The sequence below is a fragment of the Larkinella sp. genome, from assembly GCF_965227735.1.
Classification (GTDB): Bacteria; Bacteroidota; Bacteroidia; order Cytophagales; family Spirosomataceae; genus Larkinella.
In genome coordinates this window covers 5,874,465-5,893,387 of sequence record NZ_OZ245776.1, presented here as the reverse complement: position 1 = coordinate 5,893,387, position 18,923 = coordinate 5,874,465, and the positions used below count along the sequence as shown (strand labels likewise).

The 18,923-nt window shown below is 52.9% G+C and carries 15 protein-coding genes; 12 read left to right on the top strand and 3 right to left on the bottom strand.

Translation table 11 applies throughout. From position 1 onward, the window contains the following. Positions 1–3: 3 nt before the first annotated feature. Positions 4–501: a DUF1648 domain-containing protein gene (locus ACO064_RS23055; protein WP_421829566.1), complete on the bottom strand. Its 498-nt coding sequence runs from the start codon at positions 499–501 to the stop codon at positions 4–6. Between the two features lie 19 nt (positions 502–520). After that, positions 521–1,894 carry an MATE family efflux transporter gene (locus tag ACO064_RS23050; RefSeq protein WP_421829565.1) on the bottom strand — a complete coding sequence of 458 codons (1,374 nt, stop codon included), beginning with the start codon at positions 1,892–1,894 and terminating at the stop codon, positions 521–523. 121 nt (positions 1,895–2,015) lie between these two features. Here ACO064_RS23050 and ACO064_RS23045 point away from each other — a divergent pair, with 121 nt between their 5' ends. From ACO064_RS23045 to ACO064_RS23035, 3 genes are all read left to right on the top strand, one after another. Next, positions 2,016–2,792 (top strand): DUF4290 domain-containing protein, encoded by a 777-nt coding sequence (locus ACO064_RS23045; protein WP_421829564.1) that lies wholly within the window; start codon positions 2,016–2,018, stop codon positions 2,790–2,792. Positions 2,793–2,904: 112 nt separating this feature from the next. After that, the gene (gene murA / locus ACO064_RS23040; protein ID WP_421829563.1) at positions 2,905–4,212 is read left to right on the top strand and encodes a UDP-N-acetylglucosamine 1-carboxyvinyltransferase; all 1,308 of its coding nucleotides are present in this window, start codon (positions 2,905–2,907) and stop codon (positions 4,210–4,212) included. A gap of 204 nt (positions 4,213–4,416) precedes the next feature. After that, positions 4,417–4,614: a hypothetical protein gene (locus tag ACO064_RS23035; RefSeq protein ID WP_421829562.1), complete on the top strand. Its 198-nt coding sequence runs from the start codon at positions 4,417–4,419 to the stop codon at positions 4,612–4,614. 65 nt (positions 4,615–4,679) lie between these two features. Here ACO064_RS23035 and ACO064_RS23030 read toward each other — a convergent pair whose 3' ends face one another. Beyond that, on the bottom strand, positions 4,680–4,973 hold the full coding sequence (locus ACO064_RS23030) for a hypothetical protein (protein WP_421829560.1): 294 nt from the start codon (positions 4,971–4,973) through the stop codon (positions 4,680–4,682). A gap of 253 nt (positions 4,974–5,226) precedes the next feature. On the opposite strand from ACO064_RS23030, the gene ACO064_RS23025 reads away from it, so the two are divergent. The 9 genes from ACO064_RS23025 to ACO064_RS22985 all read left to right on the top strand — a co-directional run bounded on the left by ACO064_RS23025 (position 5,227) and on the right by ACO064_RS22985 (position 18,723). Continuing rightward, on the top strand, positions 5,227–5,859 hold the full coding sequence (locus ACO064_RS23025) for a viroplasmin family protein (protein ID WP_421829559.1): 633 nt from the start codon (positions 5,227–5,229) through the stop codon (positions 5,857–5,859). Between the two features lie 229 nt (positions 5,860–6,088). Further along, on the top strand, positions 6,089–6,787 hold the full coding sequence (locus ACO064_RS23020) for a tRNA1(Val) (adenine(37)-N6)-methyltransferase (RefSeq protein ID WP_421829558.1): 699 nt from the start codon (positions 6,089–6,091) through the stop codon (positions 6,785–6,787). A gap of 106 nt (positions 6,788–6,893) precedes the next feature. Next, complete coding sequence (locus ACO064_RS23015; protein WP_421829557.1) at positions 6,894–7,871, top strand: glycosyltransferase family 2 protein; 978 nt, start codon at positions 6,894–6,896, stop codon at positions 7,869–7,871. A 113-nt stretch (positions 7,872–7,984) separates the two neighbouring features. Further along, positions 7,985–8,605 carry an inorganic pyrophosphatase gene (locus ACO064_RS23010; protein ID WP_114409390.1) on the top strand — a complete coding sequence of 207 codons (621 nt, stop codon included), beginning with the start codon at positions 7,985–7,987 and terminating at the stop codon, positions 8,603–8,605. A 303-nt stretch (positions 8,606–8,908) separates the two neighbouring features. Further along, positions 8,909–10,672 (top strand): signal peptide peptidase SppA, encoded by a 1,764-nt coding sequence (sppA, locus tag ACO064_RS23005; RefSeq protein ID WP_421829556.1) that lies wholly within the window; start codon positions 8,909–8,911, stop codon positions 10,670–10,672. Between the two features lie 127 nt (positions 10,673–10,799). Continuing rightward, complete coding sequence (locus ACO064_RS23000; protein ID WP_421829555.1) at positions 10,800–11,987, top strand: helix-turn-helix transcriptional regulator; 1,188 nt, start codon at positions 10,800–10,802, stop codon at positions 11,985–11,987. A 147-nt stretch (positions 11,988–12,134) separates the two neighbouring features. Continuing rightward, complete coding sequence (locus tag ACO064_RS22995; protein WP_421829554.1) at positions 12,135–14,069, top strand: pyrroloquinoline quinone-dependent dehydrogenase; 1,935 nt, start codon at positions 12,135–12,137, stop codon at positions 14,067–14,069. A 195-nt stretch (positions 14,070–14,264) separates the two neighbouring features. Next, positions 14,265–17,021 (top strand): S8 family serine peptidase, encoded by a 2,757-nt coding sequence (locus ACO064_RS22990; RefSeq protein ID WP_421829553.1) that lies wholly within the window; start codon positions 14,265–14,267, stop codon positions 17,019–17,021. Between the two features lie 7 nt (positions 17,022–17,028). Next, entirely contained in the window at positions 17,029–18,723 is a 1,695-nt protein-coding gene (locus ACO064_RS22985; protein WP_421829552.1) for a hypothetical protein, read from the top strand. Positions 18,724–18,923: the final 200 nt, after the last annotated feature.

The window sequence follows — 18,923 nt, the reverse complement described above, 5'->3', positions numbered from 1 at the left end:
CAGTCATTTCCAGCGGTAGACCCGGATGGCATAAAAAATAGAAATACCGATCAACGTCAGTACAAAAAGAACGACTGGAATCCCTTTCGTATGAATGGGATTGGTATTCGATGCCGCCAGCAACCAGTTCCAGAGCGTCCAAATCATGAAGGTCATGAATGCCAGTGACAGCATGGCTAGCATTTCATGCGCATTCCGCAGTTGACGATCCCGGTTTTCGTCTGTTATCGGAAAGGGCATGTTGTAAAAATCGGTCGGGATGGAACGGAAGCTCCAGAATAAAAGAAAAATAAACGCCGACAGCCCCGGCACAATAAACAGTTGCCCTCGACTACCCCAGCGATCCGGTTTTCCGGCCAGACCAAAATGAACCGGGATGGTTTCGGGCAGTTGCGCATAATAGCCGATAATCAGAACAATCTGCCCGACCAGCAACAGCAAGGTCAGGGCGTTCAGCAGACGTTCCGTTCGTGGAACGGCGGTGGATAGCAGAGGTTTCATGTCAATTTAGTAAAGAGTTCTAAACGGTTTTTTCGACTGCATCCGGTTTGATCTGCCGAACCAGTCGGAAAAACCGGATGGGGAACAGAATGGCCGCCATCGTCAAACCGGCCAGCAAACCGATCCAGATCCCGATCGCGCCCAGGTTAAACCAGAATCCCAGCACATAACTCAGGGGCAAGCCGATGATCCAGTAAGCAAACAAACTGATGATGGTGGGCGTGTTGACGTCCGACAAACCGCGCAACATGCCGATTCCAACCACCTGAATGCCGTCGGACAGTTGGAAAAAACCGGCCATGATGACCAGCGAAGCCGCGATGGCGGCCACCTCGGCATGGTCCCGGATATACCAGCTCACCAGCCAGTCGTTAGCGGTCAGAAAAACCACCGCCGGTAGACCCATGAACACCAAAACCAGCCACAAAGCCGCTACCCCGGCCCGTCGCACGGCGGTCAGGTTGGAGCGACCCAGCGCACGGCTAATCCGAATGGAACCCGCAGCCGAAATCCCGGTGGCCATCATATAGGTGATCGATGCCATGTTGATGGCAATCTGGTGCGCGGCCAGTTGGTCGGTTCCGAGCCAGCCTGCCATCATGGCCGCCAGCGAAAACGTCGCCACTTCAAAGAAAAACGTAAAACCACCCGGCAGGCCCAGTTGCAGAATCTGACGAATGTGCCTGCTCACCCGCAGCGTTTGAAACGAAGGCAGGAAGTAAGCCTGAAACAGGCTGTTTCGCCGAATGTAGAGAATGATCGCGGCTGCCATGAAGCTGCGTGAAAGCAGTGTTCCCAGCGCCGAGCCCTGAACGCCCAGTGCCGGAAAAGGGCCGACGCCCTTGATTAGAACATAATTGAGCAACGCATTCAGAATGAGAGCCAGCAAGGTGATGATCAGGGCAATTCGCGGATGCGAAAGACCGTCGCACAACTGCCGGGCGGCAATAAACAGAAACAGCGGAATGTTCGACAGACTGAGAATGAGCAGGAAAGTCCGGCCAATTTCGGTGACCTCCGGCGTCTGTCCAAACTGATCATAAAAGTAGGCCACACCGACCCCAACCAGCCCCAGTGCCAAACCCAGCCAGAGAGCCACCCACAAACCCGCCCGGAACAACCGGTTGATCTCGGCGGCATCGTTGCGCCCGCGAGCCTGCGACACCAGCGCAGCCACCACCGACAGACCGCCGACGCCAATGCTCGATACCAGAAAAGACAGCGAGACCGACAAACCCGCCCCCGCCAACGGAATGGCTCCCAACAGCCGCCCAACAAACAAGTCGTCGGTAACGCCCATCAATACCACCCCCAACTGGGCAATCACAATCGGAATGCTCAGCCGAATGGTGTCGGCAAGTTCCGGTTTATACATCTGGTACCACTGCTTCATGCTTTTCCAACAGCAACTTTTCGACGCTTGTTCCGGTCGTCGACGCTCACGAAAGGATTAATGATGGTGCAAGACTTTTTTTGTTACTTTTGTCTAAACATACCATAGACGCCCCAATCGATTGAAAGAGTACGGCAGCAACATCCAAAAATTAGTCGAACATCTACAGACTATCGAAGACCGCGAAAAGCGCACCCGCTACGCGCACATCCTGGTAGAACTGATGCGGCAGATCCATCCCAACATGCGGGATAATCAGGACTACTATAATAAATTGTGGGACGACCTCTACATCATGTCGGGCTTCAGGCTCGATGTGGACAGCCCTTACCCGCCCCCGACGGCGGATGTCCTGGGGAAAAAGCCGCAGCCCGTTCCGTATAATACCCACGGTTTGCGTTACAAGCACTATGGGCAAAACATTAACCTCCTGATTGCCAAAGCCATTTCGCTGGAAGATTCTGAAGAGCGCCTGGCCTTTGTTTCGTATATGGCCAAGTTGATGAAGACGTTTTATTCGACCTGGAACAAGGAGGCTGTGGAAGATGAGACAATTCTGACCAACCTCGACGAGATGGCGAACGGCAAACTCCACGCCGACATCATGTCGATCCGAACCAACGGTTTTGTCGATGCCACCCCGCGCGAACGAACGGGAGATCAACCGCCCCGCCGGACACCCAGCGGGCCTTCGCACGGCCGGAACGAAGGATCGGGACAACCCTACAACCGAAACGAAACCTCAGGAAACCGCCAGAACAACCCGAATTTCTACCCCAATCAGGGACAGCGTGGCCACCGGGATGGTGGCACCGGCGGCCGTGATAACCGCGATGGCGGACACCGGAACGACCGTTTCAGAGGTGGCAACAATCCTAACAACCGCAAAAGACGTTAAACATTTAGAACCAATTATGAATTATGAACGATGAACGATGACCGGGTCGCCCAGGCGATTGCCTGGCGCATTTCGATTCATCATTCATAATCCATAATTCATAATTTACAGTATGGCTTCTTTCCGAATTGCCGGTGATCAACATTTGAAAGGCGAAATCAGTCCGCAGGGCGCTAAAAACGAAGCGCTCCAGATTCTGTGTGCGGTTTTGCTGACAGATCAGCCGGTTACCATTCATAATATTCCTGACATCCGTGACGTCAACAAATTGATCGAACTTCTGGGCGATCTGGGCGTTCAGGTCAAGCAGTTATCGACTTCTTCCTATCGCTTTCAGGCCGATCAGGTCGATATTTCGATCCTGGACACGGCCGACTACCGCGAAAAAGCTTCGGCATTGCGGGGTTCGGTCATGCTGCTGGGTCCTATGCTGGGCCGTTTCAAGACCGGACGGATTCCGCGCCCCGGTGGCGACAAAATCGGTCGTCGGCGGCTGGATACGCACTTTCTGGGTTTTGAAAAACTGGGGGCCAAATTCAATTTCGACTCCGACGAAAGCGGCATGTTCCATGTCGATGCCAGCCATTTGAAGGGCACTTACATGCTGCTGGACGAAGCCTCCGTTACCGGAACCGCCAATGTGGTGATGGCCGCCGTGCTGGCCGAAGGCACCACGACGATTTACAATGCCGCCTGCGAACCGTATTTGCAGCAACTGTGCGCGATGCTGAACCGCATGGGGGCCAAAATCAGCGGTATTTCGTCAAACCTGCTCACCATCGAGGGCGTCGACAAACTGGGCGGAACCGACCATACCATGTTGCCCGACATGATCGAAATTGGGTCTTTCATTGGTCTGGCCGCCATGACGCAGTCGGAAATAACGATCAAAAACTGCCAGATTCCGCAACTGGGCATCATTCCGGATGTCTTCAAACGGCTGGGGATCAAGATGGAATTTCGGGGTGATGATATTTTCGTGCCGGCGCAGGAACACTACCAGATCGAGAGTTTTCTGGATGGTGGGATGATGACGGTTTCGGATGCACCCTGGCCCGGTTTCACGCCGGATTTGCTCAGCATTGTGCTCGTCACGGCCATTCAGGCGCAGGGAACGCTGCTCGTGCACCAGAAGATGTTCGAAAGCCGCTTGTTTTTTGTCGACAAACTGATTGAAATGGGTGCCCAGATGATTCTCTGCGATCCGCACCGGGCCACGGTCATTGGTCTGAACCGCCAGCAGCAACTGAAAGGCATCCGGATGTCGTCACCCGACATCCGCGCGGGCGTCGCCCTGCTCATTGCCGCTCTTTCGGCCAAAGGCGAAAGCATTATCGATAACATCGAGCAAATCGACCGGGGGTATCAAAACATCGACGGCCGACTCAACGCGATTGGAGCCAAAATCGAGCGATTGTAACTTACCACGATTTCCTTGTGATTTTCAAAAAGCCGCCCCAAAATGGGGCGGCTTTTTGAATGTAAATGCTATTTATTTTGTATTCCTTGTGATAAGCGATAGTATTTTTTGATAAGCGGTACGTATTATGCAGTAAAACGAACGTTATAGTTTATGAAGGGTGCGCGGCAGATCCTTCATGGTATTCCTAAAAACAACAGATCAATGAATCCTACCAGCGAACTCTACCAGCGGCTGAGCGCCCGCCGGAATGCCTTATTGGTGCATTACAGCCACAACGACACCCTCAAAAGCAGCGATCCGGCCACGTATCGGAAGTATCAGGGGGAACTGAGGGATTTAAACCGAAAACTGCGCCTGATTCGGGGGCAGATGGAAGAAAATCCAACGCTGCACAACTAGGCTTTTCTGTACGTTTATTACGCGATCAGCACCAGGAGATTGATGTTCACGACACGCGTATGTCCCTACGTGTAGGAAGCTTTCGGTTTGGGAGCCGAATCTTTCATGCTTTCCGGCTCCGAATCGGGCGTATTCTTGTTCAGATAAAACGTACGGTGACAACGCCGGCAATGAAAATATTTGAGCGGAAGATAATCATAAAGCCGGCGAACGTAGAAGGGCCTGTTCGTTCGTTCCAGGTGCATGGCCGTATGGCAGTGATTACACTCGCAGACTTTTTGGGTGTTTAATACAATTACCAGCAGCAGGATGATGTAAAGTGCTGCCAGAACAAGGAGTGCGTAAAGTACCAGGATCATTTATAGTTACGAACGATGTGGGTTAATGAATCTACAAAATTGAGTTACCTACGAATAGGAGACAATTTTAGTTGCGTCGAAGTGGCAAAAAAAAAAATATTTTTTACTGTACGGCCTCACCTGTTGCCCAAATCGCTCTGCTTTATACCTAACAATCAAGGCATTAGTTTGTTATAACTTTCGTTTTTACCAATGCAACGGACACACATCCTTTCCAATGTGTATCTTTGCGGCTTTCTTGAACAAACGGACAATGGCGAAATCGCCCAAATATTACGTCGTCTGGAAAGGGCGGCAAAAAGGAGTTTACGATACCTGGGAAGGCTGTCAGGAGCAGATTCAGAATTTTCCCGGCGCACTTTACAAATCGTTTGAAAGCCGCACAGTGGCTGATAAAGCGCTGGGCGAAAAACCGCATCTGCATTTACAGGGCAAAGGACCCGGAACGGATGGCAAAAGCCAGAAGCTGTTTGTTGGTAAACCCATCGCCGACAGCATTGCCGTGGATGCCGCCTGGAACACCGCCACGGGCGATATGGAATACCAGGGCGTTCATGCCACCACGAAACAACTCCTCTTCCACCAGGGGCCTCACCATGACGGTACCAACAACATCGGCGAATTTCTGGCCATCGTTCACGCCCTGGCCTGGTTGAAACAGCGCGACAGCAATCTGCCCATTTATTCCGATTCAAGGACGGCCATTAGTTGGGTTCTGAAAAAGAAAGCCAACACCAAACTGGAAGAAACACCCCGCAATGCCCACCTGTTCGAGCTGATCGACCGGGCCGAAAACTGGCTGAAAACCAACACCTTCCTGAACAAAATCCTGAAATGGGAAACCGAATACTGGGGCGAAAACCCCGCCGACTTTGGCCGGAAGTAGTTAAGAGTTATGACGGGGCCGCCCTTTAGGTTAAGAATGAAGAGTTGGCAGGCTCTTCGAAAACTCTTCATCCTTAACTTTATAATTTACGTCTGATAATTCTTTATACGTTCGCTTTTTGCCCCTAAATCCCCTAAAGGGGACTTATTGGATCTGGATTAAGCTGCGTCCAAGTCCCCTTTAGGGGATTTAGGGGCAAAAAGCGAAAGTCCTAAACTCTTAACTCCCTTTGTTTCGCTTCAAACAATTCACCATTCACCAAGACCGGGCGGCCATGAAGGTTTGCACGGATTCGTGCGTACTGGGGGCGGTTGCGGAACTAGGAACCGGAGGGCGGTTGCTGGACATCGGAACGGGGACGGGTTTGCTGGCGCTCATGGCGGCTCAGCGAAATCCTGAGGCCCGGATCGATGCGGTGGAGGTGGACCCGGCAGCTTTTGAGCAGGCAACTGATAATGTGAACGATAGCGCCTTTTCGAACCGGATTCGGGTAATTCAAAGCCGGATTCAAACGTTTTCGTCCGAGCCGTATGACCGCATTCTTTGCAATCCGCCGTTTTATACCAACCACCTGCGATCTCCCGATCAGGCCGTCAACCGGGCGTTGCACAACGACGAACTACCGTTTGAAGAACTGCTGGCCAGCGTCGTCCGTCTATTGAAACCGGAGGGACAATTCTGGGTTTTGCTGCCCCCTTTCGAAATGCAACGGCTGATTGTGATTGCCGAAAAAGCCGGTTTGAAGCCGTATCAACAACTCGAAGTACGGCACAATGACTCAAAACCGGTTTTCAGAACCATCACCGGTTTTGTTTTCGACCGTTTTGGGCCGCCGAAAACCGATCAATTGTCCATTTTCAACCCGGATGGGAAGCTCTATACGGAATCATTCCGTCAGTTATTACAACCTTTTTATCTGAATTTCTAAAATCCTTACGACCTTTGGAGAACCGATCCTGAACACGGGTCCTCGCGAAGTTGCGGAAACGTTTCCCGACTGCGCTTCATTTCGGCCGTGTTTAGCCCGAATTTTTATGACTGACAAACGCCAACTTTCCATCGTTATCCCGCTATACAACGAAGAAGAGTCGTTGCCCGAACTGCACGACTGGATTGTGCGGGTGATGACGGAACAGGGATATACGTACGAAATTTTGTTTGTCGACGATGGCAGCACCGACCGTTCGTGGGAAGTCATCACCCGGCTTGCCGACCGGAACCCGCAGGTGCGGGGCATCCGGTTTACGCGGAATTATGGCAAAACAGCCGCGCTCCAGACCGGTTTTCAGGCAACAACCGGACAGGTTATCATTACGCTGGATGCGGATTTGCAGGACAGTCCCGACGAAATCCCGGAATTGTACCGCATGATCACCGTCGATGGCTACGACCTGGTGTCGGGCTGGAAACAGAAACGTTACGACCCGCTGACCAAAACCATCCCGACGAAGTTCTTCAACGCTGTCTCTCGCTGGGTGTCGGGCGTACACCTGCATGATTTCAATTCCGGCATCAAAGCCTACCGCCGGGCGGTGGTGAAGTCGATGAACCTATACGGTGAAATGCACCGAAATTTGCCGATTGTGGCCAAATGGAACGGTTTTCACAAGATTGGCGAAAAGGTCGTGCAGCATCAGGCGCGTAAATACGGGACGACAAAATTCGGTCTCAACCGGTTCATCAACGGTTTTCTGGACTTGCTCGTTATCGCCTTTGTGCATAAATTCAGCCGTCGGCCGATGCACCTGTTTGGCAGCTTCGGAACCCTGTCCTTTTTTATCGGGACCATCATTACGATTTACCTCATCAGCGAAAAGTTATATAACATTGCCAATCGCCTGAAATACCGCAATGTGACCGACAATCCGCTGTTTTTTCTGGCTTTGGTGGCCATTATCCTCGGCGTTCAGTTATTTTTGGCCGGTTTTTTGGGGGAAATGCTGGTAAGGCAATCGACCAACAAAACCGGAGATTACTTAATTGCTGATCGGGTTGGTGAGGTGAATGGTTGAAAATGAACCGTAAAACCATCCTCAACCATCCAACCATTAAAACCATACCAACCATTCTTGACCATTTACAACCATACCAACCAACCGCATTTAGTTACTCGACTATAAAAAAGATGAACAATCAATTTAAAGCACATCCCTGGCATGGGATTCCAATCGGTGAAAACGCTCCGGAACAAGTGACGGCTTTCATTGAAATTGTACCGACCGACACGGTGAAGTATGAAGTTGACAAGGAAACGGGCTATCTGAAAATCGACCGCCCGCAGAAATACTCGAACATCGTTCCGGCGCTCTACGGATTTATTCCGATGACCTATTGCGACGAGCAGGTGGCCTCCCTGGCCCGCGAACGCTCCGGTCGTGAAATCGAGAAAGGCGATGGTGACCCGATCGACATCTGCGTGTTGAGCGAACACGCCATCACCCACGGAAACATCATTCTGCAAGCCATCCCCATCGGCGGTTTTCGCTTGCTGGACAAAGGGGAAGCCGACGACAAAATCATCGCCATCCTGAAAGGCGACGGAATGTATAAAGGCTACGAAGACCTGCACCAATTGCCCGACAGCGTGGTGCAACGTCTGAAACACTACTTCCTGACGTACAAAAACCTACCCGGCGAACCGATGACGTGCGAAATCGTCAACGTCTACGGTCGGCAGGAAGCACACGAAGTCATTCGCCGGTCCATTGAAGACTACTGGCTGCTGATCCGCAACCAGGCGAAATAACCGGAACGGAAACGAAAAAAAGCAGACGGGCTGACGGGCGGTTTTCCTCCCTTCCGTTCTGCTTTCCATTCTTCCTCAAATAGTCACATTCAACATAAAGTAAGGAGATGGGGAGCCGTCTCCTTTTTATTTTTGTTGTGGATTTGGTGTGAGTTTCAATCTGTTTCGCGTACCTTATGCTTTAGGTGTAAATGCACGAAATGGTACCATTGAAAGGGCATTACAACGGACCGTCGCAAGTTTCACATCGCTGGTCTTTTTTCTCGTTTCTAATTCACTAATTGTCAGTCGTCAACCCAAAACATGCGTCAGTTTTTTAAATACGTTTTTGCAACCATCGTCGGTATCCTGTTATTCACCTTCGTGGCCTTCCTGATGGTACTGGCAATCGGATCTGCTTTTTCGGCGGCATCCGGCGATGAAGTATCGGTGAAGGAAAATTCCGTTTTGAAACTCAACCTGAACAGTCCCATTCGTGAAATTGGCGTTGAAAACCCATTCGGCGGTTTTGGCCCCTTCAATTCATCTGGCGATGTCATCGGCCTGATCGACCTGAAACAGGCACTGGCCAACGCCAAACTGGATCCGAACATCAAAGGGGTGTATGTCCAGACCGAATACCCGCAAACGGGTTGGGCATCGCTCGAAGAAATCCGGAACGCCCTCATCGACTTTAAAAAATCGAAGAAATTCGTCGTCGCCTACGGCGAAGTGATGACCGAAAAAGGCTACTACATCGCATCCGTAGCCGACAATATTTACCTGAATCCGGCTGGTGCTTTGGAATGGAACGGTTTAGATGCCGAATACACGTTTTTCAAAGGAACCTTCGACAAGCTGGGCATCAAACCCGAAATTTTCCGGGTCGGCGAATTTAAAAGTGCCGTCGAACCCTTCATTCGGGAAGATATGAGTGAAGCCAACAAGGCACAAACCACGTCCTTCCTGAACTCCCTCAACAACCATTTTCTGGCGAATGTGGCCCAAAGCCGGGGCTTGCAGGTTCCGGACTTGAAGAAACTGGCCGACAATCTCTCCGTTCAAACCGCCGGAGACGCCCTGAGGGCCAAGCTGGTGACGAAAGTGGCCTATTACGATGAAGTGGAAACCGACATTCGCAAGTCCCTCAAAGTGGATGAGAAGAAGAAAATTGACTTCATTTCGCTGGGTAAATACGAAAACGCCAAGAAATACGTCGAAGAAGGAAACATCAAAAACCGCATTGCCGTCATCGTAACCGACGGTGAAATTGTGTCCGGAAAAGACGACGAAAACATTGCTTCCGACCGTGTGGCCGAGCAAATCCGGAAAGCGCGTCTGGACGAAAAAGTGAAAGCCATCGTCATTCGGGTCAACTCGCCGGGCGGCAGTGCGCTGGCGTCGGACGTGATGTGGCGCGAAATCGTGCTGGCCAATAAAGCCAAACCGGTGATTGCTTCGATGTCCGATTATGCGGCTTCGGGCGGGTATTACCTGGCGATGGGCGCCCGCCAGATTGTGGCCGAACCCAATACGATTACGGGTTCCATCGGCATTTTCGGGATGCTGTTCAACACGGAAGCGTTCTTCAAGGATAAATTGGGCATCACCTACGACCGCGTAGTGACCAATACGCACTCCGATTTTCCGTCTTTCACCCGCGAAATGACGTCTTTCGAAAAGAATGTGCTGCAACAAAGCGTCAACCGGGGCTACGAGATTTTCACCAGTAAAGCCGCTCAGGGCCGCAAGCTGTCGGTCGACAGCCTGAAAGCCCTGGCGTCGGGCCGGGTTTGGTCGGGCGTTCAGGCGAAAGCCAACGGGCTCGTCGATGAACTGGGCGGGCTGGACAGAGCCATTCAACTGGCCGCCAAAGCCGCTAAACTGGAAGCGGGAGACTACCGCGTCCGGTATACACCGGAGAAAAAGAACGCCATTGAAGAACTGGTCAAATCTTTCACCGGCAACGACGAGGAAAGCATGAAGGCCACCCTCGGCGACCTGGCCCCCTACGTCAAATACTTCAAAACGCTGAAACGGATGGAAGGAATTCAGGCCCGTCTGCCGTTTGGACTGGACGTGAAATAACGATTACGCAGACCCGTAAGGTTTTAAAAACCTTACGGGTCTTGTCTTGATGGTTTGATGTAGACCTGCAAGGTTTTAAAAACCTTGCAGGTCTTTTTTGTATCTTACGAACGCATTGCTGTAGCCTATGAAGACCCAGCCGGTTCACCTTGATTTGTTTGCCCTGATCATTCTGCTGGGAGTGGCCCAGGGAATTTTTCTCGGCATCTTTTTCCTGACGGGCGAACGGGGGCGGGTGGTTTCAAACCGGTGCCTCGGCTGGTTTATGCTGGGACTGTCGGCCATCATTGCCGAAATTTTCCTGTGCTACACCAATTACATGTTCCAGGTGCTCTGGCTGATCGACTTTTCAGAACCGGTCAATTTTACGCTCGGACCGCTGTACTATTTCTTCGTTTTTGCCCGGCTTCATCAGCGGCTGCCCAAGCGCTGGTTTTGGCACATGCTGCCCGCCATCATCTGGGCCATCAACTCCATCACCTGGTTCTACCAACCCATCGAGTTTAAATACAACTCTTACCTCCATGCCTATCACCCCGAACTAGCGTATATAGACAGCGACGAATACCTGCCGGAAGACTTCACGAACCTGCGCGATTACGTCAGTGAAATGACCATGCTGGGTTGCGCGATCTACGCCTTCTTCTCCTTCCTCAATATTCGCAAAGCGCTTCGCCAACGGGGGCTTTCGTTGTTCCAGCCAGCACCTACCCAACTGGCCCAACTCCGAAACCTGATTCTCCTGAACCTGTCTTTTCCCCTCCTGGCGGTTTTTATCAAGCCCCAATTCTACGAGGATCTGGGCGATTACATTCTGGCCTGTTACCTCACCCTGCTCATTTATACCACCAGTTTTCTGGTGATGCGCGGGTCCAATTTCTTCATTGAAGAACCAGATCCGGAGCCTGAAGCCCCATCCCCCCGCAAAAAGTACGAGAAATCGGCGCTATCAGAAGAAGTGGAAGAAGCGGTTTTACAAAAGCTGACGCGCTTGATGGAGGACGAAAAACCGTTTCTCCAAAGCGACCTTTCCCTACCCAAACTGGCACAACAGCTCGGGACTTCCTCCCATCATCTTTCCCAACTGCTCAACGACCGGCGGGAACAAAGTTTCTTCGATTTGCTGGCGACTTACCGGGTGCGTGAAGCGCAACAATTGTTACAGGATTCCGGCACGGCTAACCTGAAAATCGACGAAATTGCCGAGCGGGTGGGCTACAATTCCACCTCGGCTTTTCACACGGCGTTTAAGCGGCTGACGGGGCAGACACCGGCGCAATTTCGGGCCACGGCGACTTCGTCCCGGTCGGCGTGAACTTCTTGACGATCGGAAAATGGCGATTTAGCGCCCGTAGACGGACATCTTTGTCCCAGCCAGGCAGCCATCGTATTTTCCGATCAGTGCGTGTCGTTGGCTTTATTCATCCAGATAAAACTGTCTATTTCGGAAGAAACCATCCCCATGAACTACCTCCTTTCAACGCTTCTCTTTCTTTATGCAGCCATTCCCGTCATCGGTCAAACGCAAACCAGCGGGTCAGTCGAATGGCCCGCTTACGGCAACGATCCGGGCGGTATGCGGTTTTCACCCCTGAAACAAATCAACACCGGCAACGTCAAACAGTTATCTGTGGCCTGGACGTTTCGGACTGGTGAACTGGAGCAATACAAAGGCACAAGCGCCGACGAAAAAGCGGCTTTTGAAGCGACGCCGTTGATGGTCGACGGAACGCTTTTCTTCAGTACACCCTCGTCGCGGGTGTTTGCCATCGATGCCGCCACCGGCCAGCAGAAATGGTCGTACGATCCGGAGGTCTATTTGCGGCAGGAACTCTCCGAAATCACCTCGCGGGGCGTGTCGGTCTGGCCCGCTTCCAATGATAAAACCGCTTCTGGTACCGCCAAACGGATTTTGATTCCCACGCTGGATGGTCGGCTCATTGCGCTGGATGCCAAAACCGGCAAGCCGGTCTCCTCGTTCGGAAAAGATGGAACCGTTGATCTGCGGCAGGGCGTCGGCAACATCAGCGTCACCTCGCCCCCCGCCATTATCGGCAACACCATCGTTGTCGGGTCGTCGATGGGCGACAACCAGCGGTTTAATTACGAACGGGGCGTCGTTCGGGCCTACGATGCACTCACCGGAAAATTACGCTGGAGCTGGGATCCCATTCCGCGTTCCAAAACTGATCCCGGTTTCGAGACCTGGAAAGGAGCCAGTGCCACCCAAACCGGGGCCGCCAACGCCTGGTCGGTCATCTCGGCGGATGCCGAACGGGACCTGGTGTTCATTCCCACCACCTCACCCAGCCCGGATTATTACGGCGGAGAACGATTGGGCAAAAACGCCAACGCCAGTTCCATCGTCGCCATCCGGGCTTCCACCGGAAAAGTGGTGTGGAGTTACCAGACGGTTCATCACGACCTCTGGGATTATGATAATGCGGCCCAGCCGCTGCTGTTTTCGTATAACCAAAATGGAAAACCGGTTCCGGCAGTGGCCGTCGGCACGAAGATGGGTCACATTTTTATCCTGCACCGCGAAACCGGCCTTCCGCTACTGCCCGTCGAGGAACGGCGCGTTCCGGCGTCTGACATGGCCGGGGAAGAAGCGCATCCCACCCAACCTTTTCCGGCGACGCTTCCCCTGCTGGGATTGCAAAAACCGGAAGCCTGGGGCCTGACGCCCGACGCGAAAGCGGCCGCCCAACGCCGGATTGCCGCCCTTCGTTACGAAGGCCCTTTTACGCCCCCTTCGCTCCAAGGCACCCTCGTTGCACCGGGCAATGTGGGCGGGATCAACTGGAGCGGGATGTGTTATGACCCCGAATCCGGCTTGCTGATCACCAATGTCAACCGACTGGCTGCGTCCATCACCCTGATTCCGAGAGCCCAGTTGGCACAAACGGTCAAAAACGACCAGGAGTTGATGCGGGCCGAAACCGGTATGCAGTCCGGCACGCCCTACGTGATGAAACGCAGCTATCTGTTTGCCAAAACGGAAACCGGTTTAACGATGCAAACCGCCCCGCCCTGGGGAACCCTGGCGGCTATCAATCTCAAAAAAGGTACGCTGGAATGGGAAGTACCGCTGGGATTCATGCTCGATCCGCGTCAGTTTCCCGAAGCGAAACAATGGGGTTCGATCAACTTTGGCGGGGCCATTGCCACGGCGGGCGGACTGGTTTTCGTAGCCGCATCACTGGACGGACATTTCCGGGCGTTTAAAACCAGCGACGGCAGCCTGCAATGGGAGGTTCCGCTGCCCGCTGGCGGGCAGGCCACGCCGATGACGTACCAGCTCAACGGAAAGCAGTACGTGGTCATTGCCGCCGGAGGCCACGGCAAGCTGGGAACGAAACTGGGCGATTATGTGGTGGCCTATCAATTGCCGTAACGCAGCCGATCGGACGTCTAAAATTTATCAATGATAATTATTTCATTTTCAATTCATTGCGCAATGCGTAAAGGTTTTAGGGAACGGTCAACCGTTCCCTAAATAGTTCAGGGACGATCCGCTTCGGTCAATTTATCTTTCAATGATCATTGAACTGCATAACCCGGATCTGATCTTCCTAAACCTTTACGACTTATGATTGCGCGCTGGAGAGTGGTTCAGCAGGTGGCCGACCGGTTCGGTTACCGCGAACCCCGGTTTGCCGAAGACGAGAAAAACCTTGCCAGGGTTCGGGAGGGCGAAATCCCGCTGGTCAGTCTGGAAGATGACCTGGACCGGGTTCAACTGCGACTCCGGCGCGAGGGCATCTCCGCCCTGGGTGCCATCGAGCGCATCAACGGCATTGTCAATTTTCAGGACAAAAACGTGCTCGATAAACTGTCCGGCATTGCCCGGGCGGTTTGTCGGTTGCTCAAAGACGGTCGGCCCATCGGCACGGGTTTTCTGGTTTCGGACGACATCATCATCACGAACCACCACGTCATCGAAAATCCGCAGGATGCGGTCAATATGCTGGCTCAATTTGATTACGAGCTGGATATCAACCAGATTCCCAAGAAATCGCCCTGCTTCAAGCTAAATTCTGCCAAGTTTTTTCTTACCTCAACCCTCGACTACCACGCGAACATCCCGCATTCCGGGCTTGATTTTACCTTCATCGGCCTGGAGCCCTTCGGAACCTCCGGCGAACCGCTCGCCAACTACCCGCCGGTGAATCTGGACGGGAATCTGGGCAAAATCATCAAGGGTGAATCCTGCGTCATCATTCAGCACCCCAAAGGCGACTTCAAGAAAGTGGTGCTGAAAGATACCGCCTTTTTCTCCGAAACCGACACCCGCCTGATCTACGAATCGGATACGCTTCCCGGTTCTTCCGGATCGATGGTCGTCGGTCTGGGTACCTGCGAAATCATTGCGTTGCACCATTCGGGTTTGCCGAGAGTGGATGAACAAAACCGGATTCTGACCAAAAAAGGAACCATTGCCACACCGGATACGCCCGATGATGAGATCGACTGGTTTGGGAATGAAGGCATAAAAATCAGCAAGATTATTCAGGCCCTGCAGGAAAGCACCCTATCCGCCGAAATGGCAAAAATCCGGGACACGCTGCTCAAAAAAACGAACGTTGTGGCCCGGCAACTGAGTCAGCCCATGCCAACCGGCAACACCCGCCAGAAGGTTGTTGCCATTCCGTCTTCACTCCCCAAAGAATCAGCTATGGATACCGTTTTTTCTTCGTCCACGACCGGACGCGCCCAGTTTCTGATTACCGCCCCGAACAAAACCGCTACCCTTACTCAGATCGAAACCATACTGAAAGCCATCTACGGGCCTGCAGTAACGATTACGCTGGCAATGCCCGGTTCGGCCGTCGAGGGCGAAGTGGAGCTGTTTGCGGTGCAGTTTCCGTTTAACGGGAACGTCAATGAAGAAGCGCAGAATTTGCTGAAAATTCCCGGGATCATCAACGCCGAAGCCGACGTTCCGCTGCTGTTGAATGCCGATACGGGATTCATGGTTCAAGGCTCTTCGAAAGGCACCGGCACCGAATCTGATATTCTATTCGATGATGGAACGGGTGAATGGAACGAAAGCGAGTTTATCAAAGCGTACGCCGAAAGCAGGTATTACAAAAATCAGCCGGAACTGAATTACCGCCGGTGGAACTGGTTCGCGACGAATTTCGACAAACTGGAAAAGCTGCCGAATGTCAAATCGCCCGGCAAATGCGGCATTCAGATCGTACAGTTCGATACCGGTTTTACGGATCACTCAAAAGTCCGGGGTGGGTATGATCTGGACCACGACTTCAATTTTCTGGACACCGCCGACCCTACCACGGCCTTTGACCCCAAAACCATTGGATTGGGAAAACAACCGGGACACGGCACCCGAACCGGTAGTTTGTTGATTGGCAATAAAAACACCCCGATCACCCACGAAGGCAACTGCGGTCTGCTGACGGATTTTAATTTCAAGCTCATTCCCTACCGAATCGCCGAAACCGTCATCATCATCAACCGGCAGCAGCAGCTCGCTTCGGCGCTGGACATGGCCATTCAGCAGGGATTCGACATCATCACCATGAGCATGGGCCTGCCGCCGACCATCGCCACGGCAAAAATGGCCAAAAAAGCGTACGAAAAAGGCATTATCTGGTGCTGCGCGGCCGGTAACGAAGTTCAGGCGGTAGTGGCCCCGGCGGTTTATCCCGGAACCATTGCCGTGGCGGCTTCCAACCCGCTGGATCGGGAGTGGCCGGGGTCGAGCCGGGGGTCGGCCGTCGACATCACAGCGCCGGGGCAGGCGATTTACGTACCGATCTGGAACGCCAGCCAGCAGGAGGATTTTGCGTACGGCAACGGCACGAGCTACGCCACGCCCCACATTGCCGCGGCTGCTGCCTGCTGGCTGGCGGCTTACCAGGATGTGCTCAGCGACCCGGCCTACGCAGGCTGGAAACGCGTGGAAGCCTTCAGAACCGCCCTGGCGTCGTCGGCCCGCCGACAAAACGACTTACCCCGGAAAGGCTTTGGACACGGCATGCTGGATGTCGAAAAGCTCCTCAAAACCGCCCCGGTTCCGGCTGTGGACCTGAAGGATGCCTACAACGACTGGAATGAACATGCCTTTTTTGCCACGCTCCAGGGCTACGGCGAACTGGCGAAAACCTACTGGAATAAATTTCACGGCTGGCTGTTCGGAAACAAACGGGGTGGTCAGGAATCCCTTGAGGACGACGCCCTGTCACCTTTTTCGAAGCAACTGGAAAACAGCCTGTTTGCCAACCGGCCCAGCCGGTTCGAGTCGGTAGAACCCACGGGGGCCGACACGGCTTTGCAACGCTTCCAGCTCGTGAATGCGATCCTTGAAAATTCAGCCCGCTAACGCTCCCATGGAAAACCTATTCGATTTTCACTTCCACCTGCTGTTCAAACACCTGATTACGGTGACTAAAAACGGCGGCAAGTTTAAACTCAGCGAGAACGTCAAAACGACCGGGCTTGCACAATTTCTGAACGATCTGTTTGGCGGCCCGTTCGACAGCCAATCCTCCCCGCTTCAGGTTTCCCAAAGTTCGCTCCGGCTCGGGGTCATTGCTCTGCTGAGCGTCGAGCACGCGTTTGCCAACCGGGTTTTGCACGTTTTCGGGGCTGATTTATCCGGCGTACTGCCGCTCGACAAAGACATTTTCAACCGAACCCGAAACGGTGAAACGACTTATTATCAGGAATTTAAGAAACAGATCGATTTTCATCTTGCAACTGCCGCTGAACTCAGTAAACCGCCGTATCAGATTGAATACCTGAACCGCACCACCTGGGCGAGCCTGAGCCCGGATGAGGTGACGGCGAAGCTAACCGTCGGCGACAAGCGGTATTTCTCGTTTTCCATCGAAGGGGGCCACAATCTGTCGGACGTCCCGATCCGGAAAACGCTGCCCTCCCGGTTCCCGGAACTGAAACTGAAGGAATTGCAGGACCGGCCGGATGTCGATTTCATCAGCATCAATCTGTGTCACCTGAGCCACATCCCGGAACAGCCGCTGGGCGGTTTTGCGCAGGGATTGAACAAAACGTCGCAACTGGCTTTTGCCAGCGAAGACTTCATGCCGAAAACCGGACTGGGCCTGACGGAACTGGGCAAGAAAGTGATCAAACAGGCCCTGACACATCCGACGAAGCCCCTACTTATCGACGTGAAGCACATGAGCGTGTATACGCGGCTGCATTATTACCGGTATCGGGAGCAACTGGCTATCATCGACCCCGAGGTGGAGCGGCTGCCGATCATGACCTCCCACACCGGTTTTACGTTTTACACCCTCGACGATTACCTGGAAAACAAACGATTTCAATCGACGACCGGCAGCGAAGGTGGGCAACCGATCAGCAAGGTAGCCCCGGAAAACCGGCGCATCGGGCGAACCAACGATCTCATCAACAAGGGTCTTTTTGGCAATCCCTGGACGATTAATCTGTTCGATGAAGAGATTGTCGAGATCATGCTGTCGAACGGGATGATGGGCATCAGCCTCGATCAGCGAATCCTGGGCGCGTCCAATCCGGCGGTCGACAGCCGTAGAGACCGCTTTTTTGAAGAAGAACACATTGCCCGCCCGGAATGGGAAAAGATGTTTCGGGATGGGAAGTTACCAGGTGCCACCGAGTCGCTTTTTGGGGGAATTGCCCCATCGAAGCAGGAGCGCCACAGTATGCTGCTGTGTCTGCACCTGGTTCATGCGGTCCGCGTCGGCTACTCTGCCCTGAACTGGATCGAAAACACCTCGCCCTGGGATCACCTCTGCGTCGGCTCGGATTTTGACGGACTGATCAACCCGATCAATGGTTTTGACGATGTGCTCCAACTTTCTAAACTCCGCGGTCAGTTGCTGAAATACCTGCCCCAGGCCGACAAATTTCTGCCCTTCAACCCGGATCAGAGAGCACTCCGGTACAAGGACGACGGCTCCGTCGACGCGGCCTTTCTGAATAAAGTCATCGATCAGTTTCTGTTCAAAAACGGCCTGCGGTTCACCGTGCGGTTTTTACACAACTGGCAACCGGTTCCGGTGGAGGTTCCGTTTTAGAAACATGCCAAGGGATTCTGCACTTTAAAATGTGGAGTTGACAGGGCGTTTCGGGAATCCACCGGATGGTAGAAATCGAATGCCTTCTCATTCTTTTTCATAAATTTGTACATACACATAAATTAACAAAGTCATTACCCGACGCTTCCGACCCGATCAGAAGTCAGGAAGCTCGATTTTGTCGTTTGCGTGTGATGCAG

Coding starts and splice junctions, on each gene's coding strand:
- ACO064_RS23035 (WP_421829562.1), top strand. CDS start 4,417: ATGAATCCTACCAGCGAACTCTACCAGCGGCTGAGCGCCCGCCGGAAT.
- ACO064_RS22990 (WP_421829553.1), top strand. CDS start 14,265: ATGATTGCGCGCTGGAGAGTGGTTCAGCAGGTGGCCGACCGGTTCGGT.
- ACO064_RS23030 (WP_421829560.1), bottom strand. CDS start 4,973: ATGATCCTGGTACTTTACGCACTCCTTGTTCTGGCAGCACTTTACATC.
- ACO064_RS22985 (WP_421829552.1), top strand. CDS start 17,029: ATGGAAAACCTATTCGATTTTCACTTCCACCTGCTGTTCAAACACCTG.
- ACO064_RS23015 (WP_421829557.1), top strand. CDS start 6,894: ATGACTGACAAACGCCAACTTTCCATCGTTATCCCGCTATACAACGAA.
- ACO064_RS23050 (WP_421829565.1), bottom strand. CDS start 1,894: ATGAAGCAGTGGTACCAGATGTATAAACCGGAACTTGCCGACACCATT.
- ACO064_RS23000 (WP_421829555.1), top strand. CDS start 10,800: ATGAAGACCCAGCCGGTTCACCTTGATTTGTTTGCCCTGATCATTCTG.
- ACO064_RS22995 (WP_421829554.1), top strand. CDS start 12,135: ATGAACTACCTCCTTTCAACGCTTCTCTTTCTTTATGCAGCCATTCCC.
- ACO064_RS23025 (WP_421829559.1), top strand. CDS start 5,227: ATGGCGAAATCGCCCAAATATTACGTCGTCTGGAAAGGGCGGCAAAAA.
- ACO064_RS23010 (WP_114409390.1), top strand. CDS start 7,985: ATGAACAATCAATTTAAAGCACATCCCTGGCATGGGATTCCAATCGGT.
- ACO064_RS23055 (WP_421829566.1), bottom strand. CDS start 501: ATGAAACCTCTGCTATCCACCGCCGTTCCACGAACGGAACGTCTGCTG.
- murA (WP_421829563.1), top strand. CDS start 2,905: ATGGCTTCTTTCCGAATTGCCGGTGATCAACATTTGAAAGGCGAAATC.
- sppA (WP_421829556.1), top strand. CDS start 8,909: ATGCGTCAGTTTTTTAAATACGTTTTTGCAACCATCGTCGGTATCCTG.